Here is an 18591-nt window from a genome sequence, read left to right as displayed (position 1 = left end):
CTCTTTTTTTATTCTATAGTAGTCTAATACTCAGAAAGGATAATTCATGGATCGTCACGACACGCTAAACATATACGAAAGTATGCACTCAGGACTGGGTGATATTTTAGAACATGATGAATCCCAATCTCACAACATCAATAAAGAATCTCATCTAGATTTCTCTTCTCCAGATTGCCGCTATCAAAACCCAGAAAGTTTAAGTAGTGGTGGGATGAAGCATATCTACAAGACTTACGACCAACTCTGCGGTCGCCAAGTTGCCATGGCTATTTTGAAGAATATCAGAAGCCAACAAGACCTCGAGCAATTTACTCGAGAATCAACCATAACGGCTCGTCTCGAACACCCTAATATAATGCCTATATATGATATAGGACATGACGATAAAGGGGAACCGTTTTTCACCATGCCCTTATTAACTGGTGAAAATCTTGCCGACTTAATACGCAGAGAGAGTCAAAAAAAACCTGACTCACCTACAATTGCCTTAAAAAACAAAATCAACATGTTCCTCAAAATCTGTGATGCTATCTCATATGCGCACAGTCGTGATGTTATCCACCTAGATTTAAAACCTGAAAACATCCAAACCGGTTCTTTTGGTGAACTTCTCGTTTGTGACTGGGGCTTAGCTCATCACTTAGACTCGAAACAAGAACTCAAAAAGAACCGCGTTGTTTGTGGGACACCAGGCTTTATTGCTCCAGAACTGAAGGTATCAAAAGTTTTTGACCCCAGCCCCCGCTGTGACGTCTATTCTATGGGAGTTTTGTTAAAGTGCCTTATTAGTTTACGGGGTCCTCTTGACCCAGACTTTCACAAGGACCCTGAGCACACGCCGGGTGGCCTCCTCTCTATTATTAATAAAGCCATGCGTGAAGATCCTGAATTACGCTATCAAGCCGTCCATTTACTGAAAGAAGACCTAGAGAACTGGATCAATGGTTTTGCGCCCTCATCGCAAGCAGCTGGTCAGGGAACTGTATTTCTATTGTTTTGTAAAAGAAATCTAAAAACCATTTTTTATTGCGTCGCCTTTGCTATCATTCTTTCTCTCACTCTCCACTATAAAAAGCAAAATTCACACCTTAGTCAAAAGCTTTACTATTCCCTACCGAGTTCGCCACAGCCAAGCTTTGAGAATCAGCTCCAAGAAATCTTCACTCAGCACCATAAGCTACTCTACAATTTTAAAACCAAAGAAGCTGAAGCATTACTTAACCAAGCTCTCGTTTATCACCCCCAAAATACTGAGCTCCTAAAACTAAGTGGCATCACACATTTATGTAACCTAAATTTCAAAATGGCTTATTGGAAGTTCAACGAACTGGACAAGGAATTCACTCACATAGCTCAACTATCTCAATCTATTAGTGAACAATCAGAACTTAGAAATATTCATAATCTTATAGAAATCTATGATTTCCTCGAAGGTCACCAGCAATATCTAGCTATGTCTAATCTAAGTTTCACTCTCAAAGATGAAATGGGTCTGAACATGCGAAAAAGCCTTTTAACTAAATTATTAAATCGCTACAATAACTATATAGAAAAAATTGAAATCCAAGACAATAGCATCTCAATACAAGGTAAGTCCCCATTAGATAACTGTAGCCCACTTATGCTAATGGATCTAAAAAAAGTCGATATTAGTAAAATTGGAACCGATGACATTAATGAATTCATTTTTCTAAGCCCGCTGGAATTCAAAATCAACCCTTTAACTCACTCACGATTTGCTAATGACCTCGAAGATGTCAAACACCAAATAATTAAGTAATCTAGTCCTCAATGACACTCTGATTCGCCATTTTGACGCCCTAAGTTTCGCAGAGAGCATCACCTTAACCCTAAGGAACTTCAATTAACTCTCAAAAAACTGTTCCCTTAATTATGGTAAAAAGTACTTTTTTAAAAAAAAAATGGAATTTTTCTTAGTTTTCTTTCTCCTAAACTCGAAAAACACTTTTTTTCCCCTCAAAAACAAGTAATTTTAATTGTCACCTATAACAAATATGCTGAGGAGCAAAAACATGGATATCGAATTCTATAACGTAAAGAAAAAAGCTAAAGTTAAAATCAGTTCTGGTAGCGTAAGTAAAGTTACTTACGAAAAAGAAACTGCTAAAGGTCCTTCTATTCGCTACGCTTTTAAAGCTGTTGATGACGACGGTACTAAACTCACTAAATTCTGCAGTAAAGCTGACTACGACAAGCTCTAATTTCAGCTACAAAAGATTTTCGTAAGCCACTCAATCGAGTGGCTTTTTTTATTGCCTAAATTTTTTATGTAGAGTGATTTTGTTCCGACAATTCCATGCTAAGTTCCGATCAATTAAAATTAGGATAATTAAATATGAGAAATGAAACTAGCGCATTTTACTTTCGTCAATCAGAACTCAATGCATTAGCGAATGGAGCCTCTCTCCTCAGTAATGAGCAAAGAGAAAACACGATCCAATACTTACAATCATATATATCCAATAAAGTATTTACCTGTGATAAACCTGAAGAGCTATTAAACCTCGCTTGGCACTGCTTTGCCTGCCTCAAATCGCTAGACGGCCTCTCGAAATACGAAGAATCACTATTTAACACTCTCAACCAAGCACCAAACATTCAACACATGGACCTTCAAGGCTTAGAAGCCTTTACTGCGTGCTGGTCACTTTTAAAAAATTACTCTCCTGATAAGTTTCTCGCTACAGATATATCTGAGCACCTCATCCAAATCCGTTGTCCTGATCTAAGCTGGAGTCACATTAAAAGATCTCCCTATTCAAGCATATACGGATCATGGCTAGCTTTCTCAAGCTACCAAAATATCGAAAAACCTATTCCTGAAGAATTAAAGGTCCTCGAATTATTAAAAGCAATGAAGGCTAAAGACGAAGCTTATGGTCACCAAAAAGAAGCTGAGCACGGCTCTATCGCCTCAACTTACTTTGCCATTTGCTTACTAAAATCAATTGAAGAGGAGCCCTCACATCAATTAAGCCATTGGCTTAGTGAACAACAAGCTGATGATGGAGGCTTCTTAGCAACGAGTATTATGCCTTTTGGCGATATCCACAGCACGGCACAAGCCTTGCATTCGCTCTCAATTTTAGGACACGACTTAAGCTCAATAAAACAGACAAGCCTTGCCTTTATTTGCGATCACTACCACGACAGAGGTGGATTCACGGCTCATTGCCGTGAACTCCAAGCCGATCCAATTTCGACTTATTATGGCCTCATGACTCTAGGGCTAATAGACGATTATTTATCGCTTTGATTTCTTAATTAACGCTGGGATAAGTTTAAAGGAATTTTTTAATTGCTTTAACATCGTCTTATCGTAGGTTTTAGACCCAAATCTGCATTGTTCATATAAACTAATTTCTTCGAGCACCTCTTCTCCTACACCTCGTTTTTCTAAACCAAGAGATATCTCCCCGATGCTCATGTATTCATGAGATCCCTGTTCAGGTGCAGGCACATATTTCCGTGCCATGGTCAAGATTATTTTCTGTGCTTTGAGTAATTCCTTACTCATTCGTCCTGCGTCTACTTGCCCTTTTTTTCGTAAATATGACACTCGCCAAAAGATCAATAAAAAGATAAAAATAGTCGTTACTATTGAATTTAAAGGAACCTGTAAAAAATCGGCCAACGGGTTATAAACAGCAAAAAATGCCGCCGCTATCGCAACAGTAATTTCGCCTTGGAGAACATAACTAAAAATTTTCTTTAATTTAAAATTCATACTTTCAATAAACGCATTGAGCCCCTGAGGTTTATAATCTTTAAAAAATGCACCTCTCGAAGGTGTCGGATCCACAACAAACCATTCTTTCTTTTTAGCATCCCATACCTCAACCCATGCATGTAAATCTTTGGCTCGAGTAATCATGTAGTCCCCATCAGATGACACCTCCGTTACCGTACTACCACTCACATAACGAGCCTGAAAGCCTGCACTTCGTAAGAGCAATACTGTTGAGGTTGCAAATAACTCACAATGCCCTGCTTTATAGTCACTAGTCAAAAAGAATTCGATGATATCCTTAGCCTCAAATTCTTCATCGTAGGTATAACTCTCTTCATAATACATATTCACAAAGTCCAAGTCATATTTATAATTTTCATGAAAGTAATTTTGGATATTTTGAGCTGCAACATTCGCATCGTGTGTCACCGGACTAATATCCTGCCAGCGAAGATTCAGGAATTCCTCTAAATTTTCTGGAACTTGCGAATAGGCTTTTTTATATTCTCCCACCATCACTTCCGGACTTGAAATTGACTGATCTACCCCAACACCACTTCGCAAGAGCTTTATACCTGTTGCCTGAGAGAGCCCCTTTGCCTCTAAACTTTTATCAACATATGAATCTAGAGTATCCAAAGACAGAGAAATACCTACAGAATCATAGGATAAAGGAACTATTTTTTCACTTAAAAAACTCGTAGGGTAAACTGTTGTTTCACGTGTTTGTTGACTATACTTCCCCTGATTCAAGACATAATTTTCAACCACAAGTAATTCGACATTTTCTTCTTCTTCATCTTCTTCCTCTCTAACCGAAGATTTACTTTCCAGCTCCCTCATCCAAATACCATTTTCATAGGTATCATAGGCGTAGAATCTCAAGAGCTGAGGAGGGAACTCTCCTGCAACCCGCATCACTATCGCACCAAGATCTCTACCAAATTTGTTATGCACAGGACGATTAATATTATTTTCATCCTCATAACGCTTTGCGCCTCTCTGATATTGACGTCCCATTGTGGTCAATTGTGCTAACAAATAATTTTCGACATGCCTTAAAGCGGGCACAGAAGATTTTTGTAACTGAGGTGAGAGAAAAAAGATCAATAAAAAAGAAACCACACAAATAATTTTAGCTTGCCATTTTTTACTTGTCTTCTTATGTCGAATAACAAATCGAGAAAGGCCGTGGACTCGAAACATCATAAAGGTCGCAAGTAAACATAAGGCAAATGAAATCAAGTAATTCCAACGTAAATCAAGAAATAAAACTTCATTAGATTTCCATGTTGGCTTACCTACATTGAGGTCCCCACCAATTAGATAGCATAAAAAAATGAAGGTTGAAAAACCTGATAGAATTATTCTTTTATGCTCCAACAAACACATATGCGCAGCACCTACAATACAAAATGGGACCAAAAAAGTCCCTGGAAGCATAAAATATACATTGGTTTGTTTAATAAACTGATAAGGTAACACCGATAAAATCATTGCCGAAACCAAAGTATAAACAATTGTACGTGTCCCCAGCTTTAAGCTAACCCCTCTAAATAATACTGGAAAAAGTACGGCTATACTCGTAAACAAGGGCAAGACTGACTGCGTTACACTCCAGTAATGAAAACAGGAAATCAAAATGCAAAAAATCTGTAGGGACTTAATTCTTCGATATTTTTGAAGCTCCGCTTTTTCTACATAATCCATACTTAAATCGTCCTCAATTTATTCTCAAGGACTTCTTTGTGGTCGAAATAAGTCATCCCTTCGAGTTGAGGTAAACGCGGATTTACCGTCATGATTTTTGTGGATAAATGATGTTTTTTCACAAACTCTTTACGTTCGTCATCCATATAATTAAAAATCGCAAAACATGCCGATTCATCTTCTGCCGTACAAAAATTTTCCATCTCAGGAAAAGCTTTAGTGGACTTATCTACATTATTACGAACTTTAGCCAAAAGCTCCGTCGCATACTCGGCCTCTTCTTCAATTGTCATTCCATCAAGTTGGTAAGTGACGTTGTTAATGAATAAATACGAAATGCCAACTTTGTTTCTACGTGCCCAGTCCACTAATGAAGCCGCTAAACTAATGGATGATTCAAAAATGGGGTATGTCTTCATATGTCTTTCTTTTAGAATTGAAGGATTGTAAACTTCATCTAAATAAATCGAAATTTTACGATGGTTGCTTTCATTAAAATCTTTAACAACAGGCCGCCCTATCCTTGCGGTGGCCGCCCAATGAATTAAGCGTACGGGATCACCTTCACGATATTCCCTTATTTTCATAAACTCTTGATCACCCGTATCATTAGAATTAGAGTGACGATCTTCTTCACCTTCACCTTCAAATCCACCGAAACTCAAATCGACTTCATCTAAATCACTGATTTGTGGTAAAACTAAAACTGTATTATCTCCTCCCCCTAAACGCCCCCAGGCAAACATTCCAAAGGGGAATGAACTACACGCATAAGTCCTTGGGAGCCTCACTAAACCTCGAAAAGGAAACACAACAACTGTATGTAAAATTTGGCGTTCGTTCACGGAAAGATATTCACTCCCTGCATAACCTTTCACAAATTCTGCATTAAGAAAAGGGAAGCTATCTAAACGTAAATCCCACACACCTCTCGAGGAGTCATTTTTAACTTTATAATCGACTTGGATTGCTGTATTAGCCATGCATTTTGCAGGTAAACGTCGCGTGAAGTTAATACGTGGCCGAAAAACAAAGCCCACTACTGCACTCACTAAAAAAGCGGTAACAAAAAAATAAATCCCCTGAACCATTAAAATATTCTCAGGGTCCTGTATTGAATAGACCAAAAAGAAAAAACAGAAACACAAAAGCAACCTAACATTTAAAGGTAAATAGCGCTGCGTATAGAAATTTAAAATATAAAAAAATGAATAGACAAATTGCCTATTCTTCATGTACAAAGGAAAAGGGATATCTCCCGTGGTCTCATTGCCATACAGAATATATTTTTGAAATTTACTTATGTGCTCCTTAATTCTCACATTCGTTTCCTAATGCGGTGGTTTTACACGATCAAAAAACTCTCTCACAATTTCTTCATTGCTCACACCACTATTCTTCACTTGTTTTTTCACATGAAGCCTATGCGATAAAACTGGCACACAAAGATGCTTAATATCATCTGGGTTCACATAGTCTCTTCCATTTAAAAATGCATGTGCCTGCGCCGTGCGATACATCACTAAGCCTGTTCGAGGACTACATCCTGTTCTCAATTGATCTTGCTGACGACTACTATTAAGGATTTCTACTATGTAAGTTGCGATACTTTCATCCACCTTGACATCACGTACTTTTTTCTGTACTTCCAAAACTTCACTTTCTGTTAACTGTGGCTGAATACTCAAAGAAGGATCCCCACTATGCCTATCTAAGAGGATTGCCACCTCAGACTCAGCATCTGGATAATTCATTGAAAACGACAGGGCAAATCGATCTAACTGTGCTTCAGGAAGTGGAAAGGTTCCGTGGTTTTCGATGCTATTTTGAGTGGCAATAACAATAAAAGGCGGTTTTAAATCATAACGCTCACCACCAATTGTTACTTGATTTTCTCCCATAGCCTCCAGTAAAGCTGACTGAGTACGTGGCGATGCCCGATTGATTTCATCTGCTAAAAGGATATTACAAAACACGGGCCCTTTGCGAAAAAAGAATTCCTCTTGTTTTTGACTATAGATGGGTCCACCCGTAATATCAGCTGGCAATAAGTCTGGAGTAAATTGAACTCGCTGAAAATCACAGCCAACTGATTTTGACAAAGCTTTCGCTAAAGAGGTCTTACCTACTCCTGGTACGTCTTCAATTAAGCAATGACCTCCAGAAAACAAGCCTGTTAATAATAGGTCAACCGCCTCCGCCTTACCCCTAATAACTTTATTTAAAACTTCCTTAACATCACTAATTTTGCTGACTAAATCATTTTGATCCATCAAACACTTCCCTGATTTTTATAATTTATACTCAAATCTATGCCGTGCACCTGTGACTTGCAAATGTCTCATCTCATCACTAAAGATGATTTCTTAACAAAAATTTGATATGCCTGTTACAAAAGTGTGTTTTAGTACAAAAGCTTTTTGTAAAGCCTCCATTAAACGATAATTTTACTTGAGCCTAATTATATGAAGGAATACCGACAATGGACTTGCTAAATACTCTCTTGGAAATCCAAGATCTCGATTTAAGAAAATCTGAAATCGAAAAACAATCCGCATCCATCCCTGAACAGAAAAAAGCAATCGTTGCCACATTAAAGAAAGATAAGCTTGCTTATGAAGCTTTAAACACCCAGCAAAAAGAAGCTGAAAAACTCTGCAAAGACTTAACGCATGATACCGATAAGCTTCGACAGCAAAAAGCCAAAATCATGATTCAGTCGGGTGAAACCAAAGATAACTCAACTTACACCAAGCTCATTAAAGAAGCCGAATCATACGATGCACGTGTCGACGATATGGAAAGCCAATTCCTAGAACAGCTCGACAAAGTCGAAGATATAAAAAAACAGAAAAAAGACATTGCTGGTCAGCTAAAATCCATGATAAGCAAAATCGAGCAAGACATAAAAGACTTAGACCTTCGTCACAAAAATTTAGTTGCGACCCTTCCCGAAACAGAAGCGAAAAGAAACGAACTGGCTAAATTAGTCGATGAAGAAACTCTGATACACTATGATAAAGTCTTCCAATCAAAAGGAGGCTTGCGCGCCGTCATCGTCCCCATCACTCATGACGATAGCTGTGGTTTTTGCCACCTTAAACTTTCTGCAAAAGATATTGCCTCAGCTGCCAAAGGACTTGGCGAATGCCTCGAGTGCGGAGCCTTTTTACATAAATAATTTTAGTAATGAATTCCTACAAACTTTCTATTCAATTTGATGGCACTACTTGGTTTGGTTGGCAAAGCCAAAACGACTTTGAAGCTGTACAAGAGCAAATTGAAAAAGCCCTCAATACTTTATACAATTGCTCGGAAATCAAAATTGATGGAAGTGGACGAACTGATGCTGGCGTCCATGCCTTTGGCTTATGTGCGACTTTCACTGAACCAAAGATTTCAAAATTTACCAGCGACACCCTAAGAAAAGGCCTCAACGCTCTACTCCCAGTAAGCATTAGAATTCGATCTGCTCTACAATGCGAAACAGACTTTCATGCTCGCTTTTCCTGTATTGGTAAAACCTACGTCTACTTCATCGATAACTCGACGACTAGCAGCCCCATATTGGCTCCCTACTCATGGCATATGAGAAAAAAACTTAATCGTGAAAAAATGCGTCAATCTCTTCAACACCTCGAAGGTAAACACGATTTTTCAGCTTTCACCGTAGACAGAAAAAACCTCCAAGGCCATGCCATTCGCACGGTCTTCAAAGCAGAACTCATCGAAATTGGTCATATCGTGGCCCTGCTTTTCACTGGCGACGGTTTTCTCTATCGCATGGTTCGCTCTATGGCTGGTGAAGTCGTGAATGTTGGTATGGAATTTCAAAACCCCCAACACACTTTAGATGCCCTAGAATCCCACCAACGCTCTGAAGCAGGTGTCACGGCCCCTGCGAAAGGCTTATTTTTGGGTCAATGTTATTATTCGAAAGAAGAAATGACAGAAAACCTCCAAAAAGACTCTAAAGACTTTTGTCTTCAACTCTTATTCAACTTTAACGAATCCGTATAAATTATGAAAAAAGCCCTCATCACACTTTTACTCGCTTTTATAGCTAGCTCTTGCCAACAAGTTTTAATTAGAGAATATGAAAGCCCACTTAGCCCTCAATTTTTCCAACAAGCCGACTGTAAAAAAAATGAAGCTGGTCATTATGTTTATTCCAAGGGATCCACCGAGTTCATCCTAACACAAAGTACTTTAAAGAAACTCAACTCTAACAAGCTTGAATGGTCTAAATCTAGAACCGAAATTTTGTATCCACATCAATATCTCGATATTGCTGTCCCCTACATGCTTCGAGATGGCATGCCGAAAGAAGATATTTTAGCACTTTTAGGTAAAGTAGATCGTTCTGGCAATAGGTTCATGTACTACAAGTTGAGCAATGGCTCTGAACTCATCCTTTTCAAAGGCACACTTAACATGCCTAAAGGTATGAAAAGCATTACTATTCAAGGCCTAGAATACAAAGATGATTTTAAACTCCCTGCTTTAAAGAAATAGAGTTTTTTATTCCCTGGCAGATGCAAATAACTTCATCAATGATGACAGAAAATATCTATTCTTGTCACACAAAATAGAAACATAAAGCACCCTTATTGAAACTCGTATAGATAAGATTCAGACAAAAAAAAAGCTCTCGTTAATGAGAGCTCTTTTTTATTAAGTGAGGAAAGTTTTACTGATACTTGCTTTCGCGTTCTTCAGTTTTCTTTTTCCATTCAGGTAAAACTTTTGCTTTGAATTCTTCTTTTTCTTTCTCCAACTTCTCCATATTCCAACCCACATATTTCTGTGCTTTCGCTTTCGTAGAAATATCTGGCATAGGAACTTCTCCAGTATGACCAAGTTTATTGAGAAGTCTCACGAGCTTCATACGTGCTTCACCAACTTTTAAGATTCCTGAAGCAACAACTCGACCCATTTCAATCGGAGCGTGAAAGCTGCCGCCATGACTTGCTGCGGCAAAATCCCAGCGCCATTGTGCATGACGAATATCTTGAAGAATCGCTTTCATTTCCTCTTCTTTTGCTCCTTTATCCCAAGCAAAACCGGCTTCAATATGAGCTTTAACTAAAAGTTTCTCTAATTGTTGACGACTCTCTAGAATCTTGTCTTGGCGTTCAAAAACATTTTTCATGAACTCACCTTCACTCTGACGGTGACATACCTGACAAGTATTTTGGATATTCGCCAAAGGACTAATGATTTGGTGATCTGAGAACTTAACGCCACCCTCAGTCTTATACGGCATGTGACAATCTGCACAAGAAACACCACGCTGACCGTGAATCCCCATCATATGCACTTCGTAACCTGGGTGCTGAGCTTTGAGCATTGGGGCCTTAGAGATCGGATGAATCCAGTCGCTAAAATTGATGTCATCATAGTACTTTTCCATATCCTCTACAGTGAAACCATTATCCCAAGGGAAAGTTAAATGATTGCCTTCTTTAGCAAAGTAATATTCAACGTGACACTGAGCACAGACAAGTGAACGCATCTCTTGGTGAGTTGCATCTTCAATATCTCTACCTTGACGCTCAAAGGCTTCGACTAAAGCTGGACGAGTAATCGTCAACTTCATTGTCTCCTCATCGTGACAATCTGCGCAACCAATTGGATTGGCAATTTCGTGACCTTTATCATACCACTTGCCTTTATAGAATTCTTTCACACCCTTCTCTTCCATTACTCTAGGAACATCAGGACTTTTACATGCCCAACAAGTCGCAGGCATAGGTCCGTCACCCTCTTTAGTTGGGCCACCTGTACGAAGTGTATTATGAATATCTTCGACTGCATGCATATGACCACGAGGTGCATTATAGTCTTTTGAAAAACCGTAACCCGCCCATAGAACTACAAAATCAGGACTTTCTTCAAGCATATCCACCATGGTGCTACCATTATGCTTAGACTTGAATTCGCCTTTCATTGTCGCCTTCCAGCCTTCGTATTGTTTGGGGTAATTTTTCGCCCACTTTTCACTACGAGGTTCATACGGTTGTACATCTGCACCAACCATATTCATACGGACCGCCTCAACCTTACGCTCCTTTATATTCGAGAGCATTAGACCTGCAATAACAACGAGCACCGCTGTTAGTACAAAAACAATCCAGGGGTTAAAGCCCTTTTCGTTTCCTTCATTACTCATAATTTCTCCTATTTCTTTTTAAGCCAATCGGCAATTTCTGTTTTCATTAAAGAGGTATTTGCTTTGTGATTTGCAGAAAGACTTCTGACATCTCCATGGGGCACTTGACGGTGACATTCCCAACAGTTCCTATCCGTTCCTTCTGGTGACACCACGTGTGTTTCACCTAAATGCTGTGAATGACAACGAAGGCAATTTTGTTGAACAACCTTTTGACCAGCCTCCAACATTTGAACTGTCTGGTGTTGATTTTTCCCACGTATTGTAAAAAGACTCGCATGACGAATGCCGTCTTTTGCTTTAAAGAAGTACTTACTAACAACACTGTCATGGGGTACATGACAGTCATTGCAAGTTGCATGCTCTCGATGCGAACTATTGCGCCAACTCGCGTGCTGAGGCCCCATTACATGACAATTCATACATGTTGCTGGATCATCTGAAAGATATGAAGCCGCATTTGAAACGTAAAACAAGTCAATCAATAAACCCACAAGCACACCACCGACTATTGCCGCGGGCATTTTCCACCCTTTGGGGGGAATCAGTTTTCTAAGAATACTCACCTAACCATCCATATTTAGTATTTAACACTGCGATAATATAAAGCCTCTATATATCGATGAAATTTTTTCTTTGTTAAATTAGCAATAAATCCACATCGAGTAGAGTAAGTCAGAGCACTAGGCTCTGACTTATCCCTCTCACAGAACCGTACGTACGGTTCACGTATACGGCTCCTGTATATGTTTATTACCATGATGGTACAGAAATCCCTGTTTCAACTTTGTTCATGTCGAATAGTTTCAGTTCATCAAACAAGCTATTAGGCATGGAATAATGCGCATGCTGTGAGCAGGCATTACGCCAAGATATCATCTTAATGGCTTTGAAGTCACCTTGATAGCCTCTTTGTCTAAGAACTCGTTGGAGTTTGGCTGGTTTCTTCCAAAGCTTCATCTGCTTTGAGCGAAGTCTACGGCGTATCCAGGCCATGAGCTCCTCGAAGAGTTTCTTGCAATTAGCAACTCGGAAGTAATTGGCAAAGCCTCGCATCTTGGGACGAAGTTCATCAATGACTCTTTGTAGATTCACTGGTGAGTTTCGCTTGGTGATGAGCTTTACTTTTCCCTTGAATGCTTTGATCTTCTTTTGCTGTATTTGAGTACACCAGCCAAAGATTTTCACTCCAAGAAATTTAATCCCCGTACTCGAGTGAGCTAAATGAGTTTTCTCTTTATTCACTGTGAGTTTAAGGTCTTCTTCCAGAATCTTACTTGCTTGAGCGAGCGCATTCTCTGCAGCGCTTTGTGAACGAGTAAATATCAAGATATCATCTGCATAACGCACAATTCTGTGGCCACGTCTCATCATTTCTTGATCGAATTCATTGAGATAAACATTGGCAATTAAAGGGCTGATAACTCCACCCTGTGGACTACCAAGTTCACTCGGCTCGAATTCGCCTTTATTCATCACACCGCTCTTGAGAAAGAACTCAATCAAATTAAGAATACTTCCATCGCTGACTCGTTTACGAAAGCATTTGATAATAAGACTGTGATCCAAGGTATCAAAACACTTGGACAAGTCCATATCCACCACATGCTTCATTTCATACTTGCGCATGAAAAGCTGAGCTTTTGCTATCGCTTGATGGCAACTGCGCTGGGGCCGGTAGCCATAACTCGACGGATGGAAATCCTCTTCAAAGATGTCCTGTAATATATCCAGCAGAGCCTGCTGAACAACACGGTCGCGAACTGCTGGAATCCCGAGCTTGCGAACACCTCCATCATCTTTAGGTATCTCCACCCTCAAAACTGGCTGTGGTCTGTAGCTCTTATCCTTGAGTTCACGAACTAATAAACGTACTTGATCTACCAAGTCATCCGCAAAGTCCGCCGTTGACTGAGAGTCTATTCCCGCAGATCCATCAGCTTTCTTCACTTTTGAAAAGGCTTGCATCAGAGCAAACTCTGAAAGTAGCTTTGAGTACAAACTATAGTAAACACGTTTATTTTTCATTTCTGTTGATCCTTCTTTCACGACTATCAAATAAGAATGAGATCTTCATTTGAGTTCAAAAGCCTTCTAGCTCATGGCAATTTACTTTTGAGGGCCCAAACTACTCTCATGGTCGGGCTTGGAGCGAGATTACATTTCACTACTTTCCTGCTTCCAAGACACCACGCCTATCAGCGTCTCCGTGTCCTTCTTACTTGATCGCACGTGCTTTTGTTATCATTTCACACATACTTCATCCCTTCGCAATCAATGAGACTTTTGGCATTCATTGACCCCTACAAACTACGTTGTAAGTCATCTTGGTTTTATCCTCCACACTGTTACCAGCTTTCACAGGCCGAGATTTATTCACTACTATGGAATCATCTGACTCCCTGCACCACTTCGGTCAATCTTGAGTCTCCTCTTGATTTAGCCTTACCACCTCGGACGGATGAGCAGGGGGATCCCCAGTTATTGCACTGACTCCCTGTAAGGTTTACCGACCTCAAGCACACATTAGGACTGATCAAGTATTGGGACTTCATCATGTTTTGCAGACTCACCCTCCTAATGTGCCGTATCAGGTTCGCTTACGCTCCGGCCACCTTACTTCCTATCGCTTCCTTCACACCTCACAGTTACCCGTGACGCACTTGCGAATCGAATTGACTTCCCCTTGATCGGGGCGACCCCGATTTCTTTCAAGCGGGCGGGTTTGCCAGCTTTGCTGGGCAAACAAAAAAAGCCCGAGAATTATCTCGGGCTCAGGCTCATAATCTAAATAAGATTAGTAGCGGTAATGCTCAGGCTTATAAGGACCTTCAACTGGAACGCTAATATAATCAGCTTGCTCTTGACTGAGAGTCGTTAATTTTGCACCTAGTTTACCCAAGTGTAAACGAGCAACTTCTTCGTCGAGCTCTTTACTGAGACGAGTAACACCGATTTTGCGATCTGCGTTCTTCGCAATATCAATCTGAGCAATCGTTTGGTTAGTGAAGCTGTTAGACATTACAAAACTTGGGTGACCAGTTGCACAACCGAGGTTAATTAAACGACCAGCTGCGAGAACATAGATAGAACGTCCGTCAGCGAAAGTATATTTATCTACAGGTCCACCAGGAATATCGTCTGTCTTAACTGACATTTTTACAACACCAGGCGTTGATTCAAGCTCAGCCATTTGGATCTCGTTATCAAAGTGACCAATATTACAAACAATGGCTTGGTCTTTCATATTAGCCATATGCGCAGCTGTAATGATATCTTTATTACCCGTAGTTGTTACGTAGATGTCAGCAACCGGAAGAGCATCTTCAACTGTAGTCACTTCGTAACCCGTCATACAAGCTTGAAGAGCGCAAATGGGATCAACTTCAGAAACGAGAACTCGAGCACGCTCATTAACGAGCGATTCCGCAGAACCTTTACCCACATCACCAAAACCACAAACCATAGCTACTTTACCAGAAAGAAGCACGTCCATCGCACGTTTAATACCATCTACGAGTGAGTGACGGCAACCGTAAACATTATCGAATTTCGATTTAGTTACTGAGTCATTTACATTGATCGCCTGGAAAAGAAGCTCGCCTCTTTCTTCCATCTGAATAAGACGGTGAACACCTGTAGTTGTTTCTTCTGAAACACCAACAACTTTCTTGGCAACTTCTGTCCAGTGACCTGGCTTCTCTTTAAGAATGCGCTTAATAAGATTGAAAAGAACTTGCTCTTCTTCGCTACCCGGAGTCTCGAGGAAAGCCACATCGCCAGCTTCTGCTTTTACACCAAGGTGAATGAGCATAGTTGAATCGCCACCATCATCAACAATTTGATCCGGACCAGAACCATCAGGCCAAGTTAAAGCTTTGTAAGTACATTCCCAGTACTCTTCTAAAGTTTCACCCTTCCAAGCAAATACTGGAGTTTCAGCTGCTGCAATAGCTGCTGCCGCGTGGTCTTGAGTCGAGAAGATGTTACAAGAACACCAACGTACATCTGCACCAAGAGCTGTAAGAGTTTCGATGAGAACTGCAGTTTGAATTGTCATGTGGAGTGAACCCATGATTTTCAAACCTTTAAGCGGTTGCTCTTCGCCGTATTTTTCACGTGTTGCTATTAAACCTGGCATCTCGTGTTCTGCAATATCTAGTTCTTTACGACCAAACTCTGCAAGAGAGATGTCGGCAATTTTATAATCTGAAAAACTCATTTGTTTTTTCCTTTATAGTTCATTTAAAAATGTTTTAATTCTATCCCATCCAGCCTCGGGAATAACGGCGCCCATGATTTGTACAACTTCCGAACCAGTTTTGGCGCCCAGTTTTGCACTTTTTTCAAGTCCATAATCATTGTACAGACCGTAGAGAAAACCAGAAGCCCAAAGGTCACCAGCACCAGTTGTATCAACTGCCTCTACTTTATAAGAATTTACAAATACTGTTTCCTCACCTTTCCTAACCCAAGCCCCTTCAGGACCAAGTTTAACGGCAACAACATCACAGTATTTAGATAGGCTATCAAGAGCGACTTGTGGATCTTCGCTACCACACCAAGCCTTGGCTTCATCTTCGTTAGCAAAAACCATATCAATATATTGATCAAGGATTTCTCCCAAAACTTCTGCGTTCGCTTGAACCACTTCAAAAGCCGCTAAATCAAGACTAACTGTACAGCCCGCTTCTTTTGCTGCATGAAGTGTCTTGATCGTGAGATCATAATTAAAAAGCATGTAACCTTCGAGGTGCGCATGAGTACAGTTCTCAAAATCTGCTTTACTGACTTCATCGACTGCTAAAGTTGCAGCCGCGCCCAAATGAGTACGAAGGGTTCTTTGGGCATCTGGAGTAACCAAAGATATACATGTACCTGTAGGAGTAAAAGCACAGGATTTAAATGCATGTGCTGAACCACCGGCGCTTTCGAAACTTTCTACAAAATAATCACCGCGCTGATCACGACCAACTTTACCTAAGAAAGCACCACTCTCACCAAGCTTCATCAATCCAATCAAAGTATTTGATGCAGATCCACCTGGAGCCACTTCTGGGTTTGCTAGAGAATCAATAATAGAGTCCATCTCATTGTGATCAACCATAATCATTCCGCCCTTTTCACCACCTACGCTGTCGACGAAAGCATCATCAACACGACCAAGAACATCAACTAATGGTGAACCAGCGCCAATAAATTTTGCCGACATATATTAAACCCCTGCAGCTGCTTTAAGCTCTGCAACTTTAGTCATTTGCTCCCAAGGGAAAATATCGCGACCAAAGTGGCCATAAGCAGCTGATTGCTGATATTTCCAGTTTGAAGGAGTCTTCAATTTAAGTTCAGAAATTAGGTCAGCAGGCTTCATTGAGAAAACTTGGCTTACAATCGCTTCGAGATCCTTATCATCTTCAAGCGTACCCGTACCGTAAGTGTCAACATTAACTGAAATTGGGTAAGGAACACCAATGGCGTAAGCGACTTGAATTTCACATTTTTCAGCTAAACCAGCAGCAACAATATTTTTTGCTACATAACGGCTATAGTAAGCTGCAGAACGGTCAACTTTTGAAGGGTCTTTACCAGAGAAAGCACCACCACCATGTGAACCAACACCACCATATGTATCTACGATGATTTTACGACCAGTCAAACCACAGTCACCATGAGGCCCACCAATAACGAATTTACCCGTTGGGTTGATATGGTAAACAATTTCTTCTTGAAGAAGGTCAGCAGGGATAACCTCTGAAACCACTTGCTTAACGATCTGCTCTAATTGAGCGATATCCATCTCTTCTCTGTGCTGATGAGAAACAACCACTGCAGTCACTGCAGCTGGCTTACCGTTTTCGTAACGAATGGAAACTTGGCTTTTTGAATCCGGTAATAAGAATGCGTAATCAGGATTATTTTTTCTAACATCTGCAAGCTTCTCTAAAATTTTATGTGAGTAGTAGACAGGCGCAGGCATAAGTGCTTCAGTTTCGTTTGAAGCATAACCAAACATCATACCCTGGTCACCGGCACCCTGCTCAGCGTGAAGGCCAGCGCCCTCATCAACACCTTGTGCGATATCCGCAGATTGTTCGTGAACTCTAACTTGGACTTCGCAAGTTGCCGAATCAAAACCGATACCGTCAGAAACATAACCGATGTCACTGATAACTTTGCGAGCAATCGCTTCGTAATCAATCTTTGCATTTGTCGTGATTTCACCTGCAATAACAACGAGATCTGTCGTCACTAATGTTTCACAAGCCACACGGCTCGCAGAATCTTGCTCCAGGCACGCGTCGAGAATAGCATCAGAAATCTGATCAGAAACTTTATCGGGGTGGCCTTCAGAAACTGACTCTGAAGTGAAGATATGTGTTGTATGTATTTTACTCATATTTGTTTTCCATATTTATATATTTGCATAGACGAATATATGCAGAGCAAGTTACTTTTCAAACTAATTTTTTTAAAACTTAAAATACTTTATTTAAAAGCCTGAAGAAGAAATCCCCTATTAATCTTCAAAAACCCCTGATTCCATAGCTTCCCGAGCCTTGGATGTGCAATCATCAATAGCACTCAAAGCTTCCGAATTTCCGCGCTCTGCCAAAGATTGGATCGCGTTTAATATAGCGAATGGTGGCACATTAGGCTCTTCCTTTGTCCCACGAGAGTAAAGAATGAGAGCATCTAGAAAATCGATTAAAACCGCATCTTCCATCTTTTTAAAGTTCTTATGACTAGGCGCCACCATAAAAGCACCCACCTGGCTAGAATTCACATCGTAGCCTGCCAACTCGAAGATATCCAACAAGTCCCTTTTCTGTAAATTAAAAGCAATGCCAATTTTCTTTAAGACTGTATTTGCGTCCATGTTTTTTATCCTGATTTTCTAATTTGATTGAGCATAATAAATCAATACTGACAAATATCCATTAAAAAACTGAATTTG

16 protein-coding genes are annotated in these 18591 nt (G+C 40.2%); 6 read left to right on the top strand and 10 right to left on the bottom strand.

Annotated elements, in window-relative coordinates; genetic code table 11:
• Positions 1-46 precede the first annotated feature (46 nt).
• The 3 genes from LNTAR_RS03655 to LNTAR_RS03645 all read left to right on the top strand — a co-directional run bounded on the left by LNTAR_RS03655 (position 47) and on the right by LNTAR_RS03645 (position 3280).
• The gene (locus tag LNTAR_RS03655) at positions 47-1783 is read left to right on the top strand and encodes a serine/threonine-protein kinase (RefSeq protein ID WP_007277288.1); all 1737 of its coding nucleotides are present in this window, start codon (positions 47-49) and stop codon (positions 1781-1783) included.
• 253 nt (positions 1784-2036) lie between these two features.
• A complete protein-coding gene (locus tag LNTAR_RS03650) occupies positions 2037-2225 on the top strand; it encodes a hypothetical protein (RefSeq protein ID WP_007277287.1) in 189 nt (62 codons plus the stop codon).
• Positions 2226-2359: 134 nt separating this feature from the next.
• Entirely contained in the window at positions 2360-3280 is a 921-nt protein-coding gene (locus LNTAR_RS03645; protein WP_007277286.1) for a prenyltransferase/squalene oxidase repeat-containing protein, read from the top strand.
• On the opposite strand, the gene LNTAR_RS03640 is transcribed toward LNTAR_RS03645, so the two are convergent.
• The 3 genes from LNTAR_RS03640 to LNTAR_RS03630 form a co-directional block, all read right to left on the bottom strand.
• Positions 3269-5464: a transglutaminase-like domain-containing protein gene (locus tag LNTAR_RS03640; RefSeq protein ID WP_083799935.1), complete on the bottom strand. Its 2196-nt coding sequence runs from the start codon at positions 5462-5464 to the stop codon at positions 3269-3271. The two genes, LNTAR_RS03645 and LNTAR_RS03640, sit on opposite strands and share 12 nt — an antisense overlap.
• Before the next feature lie 2 nt (positions 5465-5466).
• Positions 5467-6447 carry a DUF58 domain-containing protein gene (locus LNTAR_RS03635; protein WP_157473191.1) on the bottom strand — a complete coding sequence of 327 codons (981 nt, stop codon included), beginning with the start codon at positions 6445-6447 and terminating at the stop codon, positions 5467-5469.
• 348 nt (positions 6448-6795) lie between these two features.
• The gene (locus tag LNTAR_RS03630) at positions 6796-7737 is read right to left on the bottom strand and encodes an AAA family ATPase (RefSeq protein ID WP_007277283.1); all 942 of its coding nucleotides are present in this window, start codon (positions 7735-7737) and stop codon (positions 6796-6798) included.
• A 209-nt stretch (positions 7738-7946) separates the two neighbouring features.
• Here LNTAR_RS03630 and LNTAR_RS03625 point away from each other — a divergent pair, with 209 nt between their 5' ends.
• Genes LNTAR_RS03625 through LNTAR_RS03615 form a run of 3 tightly spaced genes read left to right on the top strand, consistent with a single transcriptional unit; the run spans position 7947 to position 9979 of the window.
• The gene (locus LNTAR_RS03625; RefSeq protein ID WP_007277282.1) at positions 7947-8645 is read left to right on the top strand and encodes a zinc ribbon domain-containing protein; all 699 of its coding nucleotides are present in this window, start codon (positions 7947-7949) and stop codon (positions 8643-8645) included.
• Between the two features lie 8 nt (positions 8646-8653).
• Positions 8654-9484, top strand: a complete 831-nt coding sequence (truA, locus tag LNTAR_RS03620; RefSeq protein WP_007277281.1) for a tRNA pseudouridine(38-40) synthase TruA — start codon at positions 8654-8656, stop codon at positions 9482-9484.
• Between the two features lie 3 nt (positions 9485-9487).
• Complete coding sequence (locus LNTAR_RS03615) at positions 9488-9979, top strand: hypothetical protein (protein ID WP_007277280.1); 492 nt, start codon at positions 9488-9490, stop codon at positions 9977-9979.
• A gap of 175 nt (positions 9980-10154) precedes the next feature.
• Here LNTAR_RS03615 and nrfA read toward each other — a convergent pair whose 3' ends face one another.
• The 7 genes from nrfA to LNTAR_RS03580 form a co-directional block, all read right to left on the bottom strand.
• Positions 10155-11636, bottom strand: a complete 1482-nt coding sequence (gene nrfA, locus LNTAR_RS03610; protein ID WP_007277279.1) for an ammonia-forming cytochrome c nitrite reductase — start codon at positions 11634-11636, stop codon at positions 10155-10157.
• An 8-nt stretch (positions 11637-11644) separates the two neighbouring features.
• On the bottom strand, positions 11645-12160 hold the full coding sequence (gene nrfH, locus LNTAR_RS03605; RefSeq protein WP_157473188.1) for a cytochrome c nitrite reductase small subunit: 516 nt from the start codon (positions 12158-12160) through the stop codon (positions 11645-11647).
• Between the two features lie 229 nt (positions 12161-12389).
• Entirely contained in the window at positions 12390-13664 is a 1275-nt protein-coding gene (gene ltrA, locus LNTAR_RS03600; RefSeq protein ID WP_007277277.1) for a group II intron reverse transcriptase/maturase, read from the bottom strand.
• Between the two features lie 769 nt (positions 13665-14433).
• Positions 14434-15858: an adenosylhomocysteinase gene (ahcY, locus tag LNTAR_RS03595; RefSeq protein ID WP_007277276.1), complete on the bottom strand. Its 1425-nt coding sequence runs from the start codon at positions 15856-15858 to the stop codon at positions 14434-14436.
• A 12-nt stretch (positions 15859-15870) separates the two neighbouring features.
• Complete coding sequence (locus LNTAR_RS03590) at positions 15871-16848, bottom strand: adenosine kinase (RefSeq protein WP_007277275.1); 978 nt, start codon at positions 16846-16848, stop codon at positions 15871-15873.
• Between the two features lie 3 nt (positions 16849-16851).
• Positions 16852-18033 (bottom strand): methionine adenosyltransferase, encoded by a 1182-nt coding sequence (gene metK / locus LNTAR_RS03585; protein WP_007277274.1) that lies wholly within the window; start codon positions 18031-18033, stop codon positions 16852-16854.
• Between the two features lie 120 nt (positions 18034-18153).
• A complete protein-coding gene (locus LNTAR_RS03580; RefSeq protein WP_007277273.1) occupies positions 18154-18513 on the bottom strand; it encodes a DUF1456 family protein in 360 nt (119 codons plus the stop codon).
• Positions 18514-18591 lie beyond the last annotated feature (78 nt).

Source organism: Lentisphaera araneosa HTCC2155 (assembly GCF_000170755.1).
GTDB lineage: Bacteria > Verrucomicrobiota > Lentisphaeria > Lentisphaerales > Lentisphaeraceae > Lentisphaera > Lentisphaera araneosa.
This window is presented reverse-complemented; position numbering and strand designations above follow the sequence as displayed.

Bases quoted from the DNA above. Each gene is read 5' to 3' on its own strand.
- LNTAR_RS03580 (WP_007277273.1), bottom strand. From the start codon at position 18,513: ATGGACGCAAATACAGTCTTAAAGAAAATTGGCATTGCTTTTAATTTA.
- ltrA (WP_007277277.1), bottom strand. From the start codon at position 13,664: ATGAAAAATAAACGTGTTTACTATAGTTTGTACTCAAAGCTACTTTCA.
- metK (WP_007277274.1), bottom strand. From the start codon at position 18,033: ATGAGTAAAATACATACAACACATATCTTCACTTCAGAGTCAGTTTCT.
- LNTAR_RS03640 (WP_083799935.1), bottom strand. From the start codon at position 5,464: ATGGATTATGTAGAAAAAGCGGAGCTTCAAAAATATCGAAGAATTAAG.
- nrfA (WP_007277279.1), bottom strand. From the start codon at position 11,636: ATGAGTAATGAAGGAAACGAAAAGGGCTTTAACCCCTGGATTGTTTTT.
- nrfH (WP_157473188.1), bottom strand. From the start codon at position 12,160: ATGCCCGCGGCAATAGTCGGTGGTGTGCTTGTGGGTTTATTGATTGAC.
- LNTAR_RS03615 (WP_007277280.1), top strand. From the start codon at position 9,488: ATGAAAAAAGCCCTCATCACACTTTTACTCGCTTTTATAGCTAGCTCT.
- LNTAR_RS03650 (WP_007277287.1), top strand. From the start codon at position 2,037: ATGGATATCGAATTCTATAACGTAAAGAAAAAAGCTAAAGTTAAAATC.
- LNTAR_RS03630 (WP_007277283.1), bottom strand. From the start codon at position 7,737: ATGGATCAAAATGATTTAGTCAGCAAAATTAGTGATGTTAAGGAAGTT.
- LNTAR_RS03635 (WP_157473191.1), bottom strand. From the start codon at position 6,447: ATGGCTAATACAGCAATCCAAGTCGATTATAAAGTTAAAAATGACTCC.
- LNTAR_RS03655 (WP_007277288.1), top strand. From the start codon at position 47: ATGGATCGTCACGACACGCTAAACATATACGAAAGTATGCACTCAGGA.
- LNTAR_RS03625 (WP_007277282.1), top strand. From the start codon at position 7,947: ATGGACTTGCTAAATACTCTCTTGGAAATCCAAGATCTCGATTTAAGA.
- LNTAR_RS03590 (WP_007277275.1), bottom strand. From the start codon at position 16,848: ATGTCGGCAAAATTTATTGGCGCTGGTTCACCATTAGTTGATGTTCTT.
- truA (WP_007277281.1), top strand. From the start codon at position 8,654: ATGAATTCCTACAAACTTTCTATTCAATTTGATGGCACTACTTGGTTT.
- LNTAR_RS03645 (WP_007277286.1), top strand. From the start codon at position 2,360: ATGAGAAATGAAACTAGCGCATTTTACTTTCGTCAATCAGAACTCAAT.
- ahcY (WP_007277276.1), bottom strand. From the start codon at position 15,858: ATGAGTTTTTCAGATTATAAAATTGCCGACATCTCTCTTGCAGAGTTT.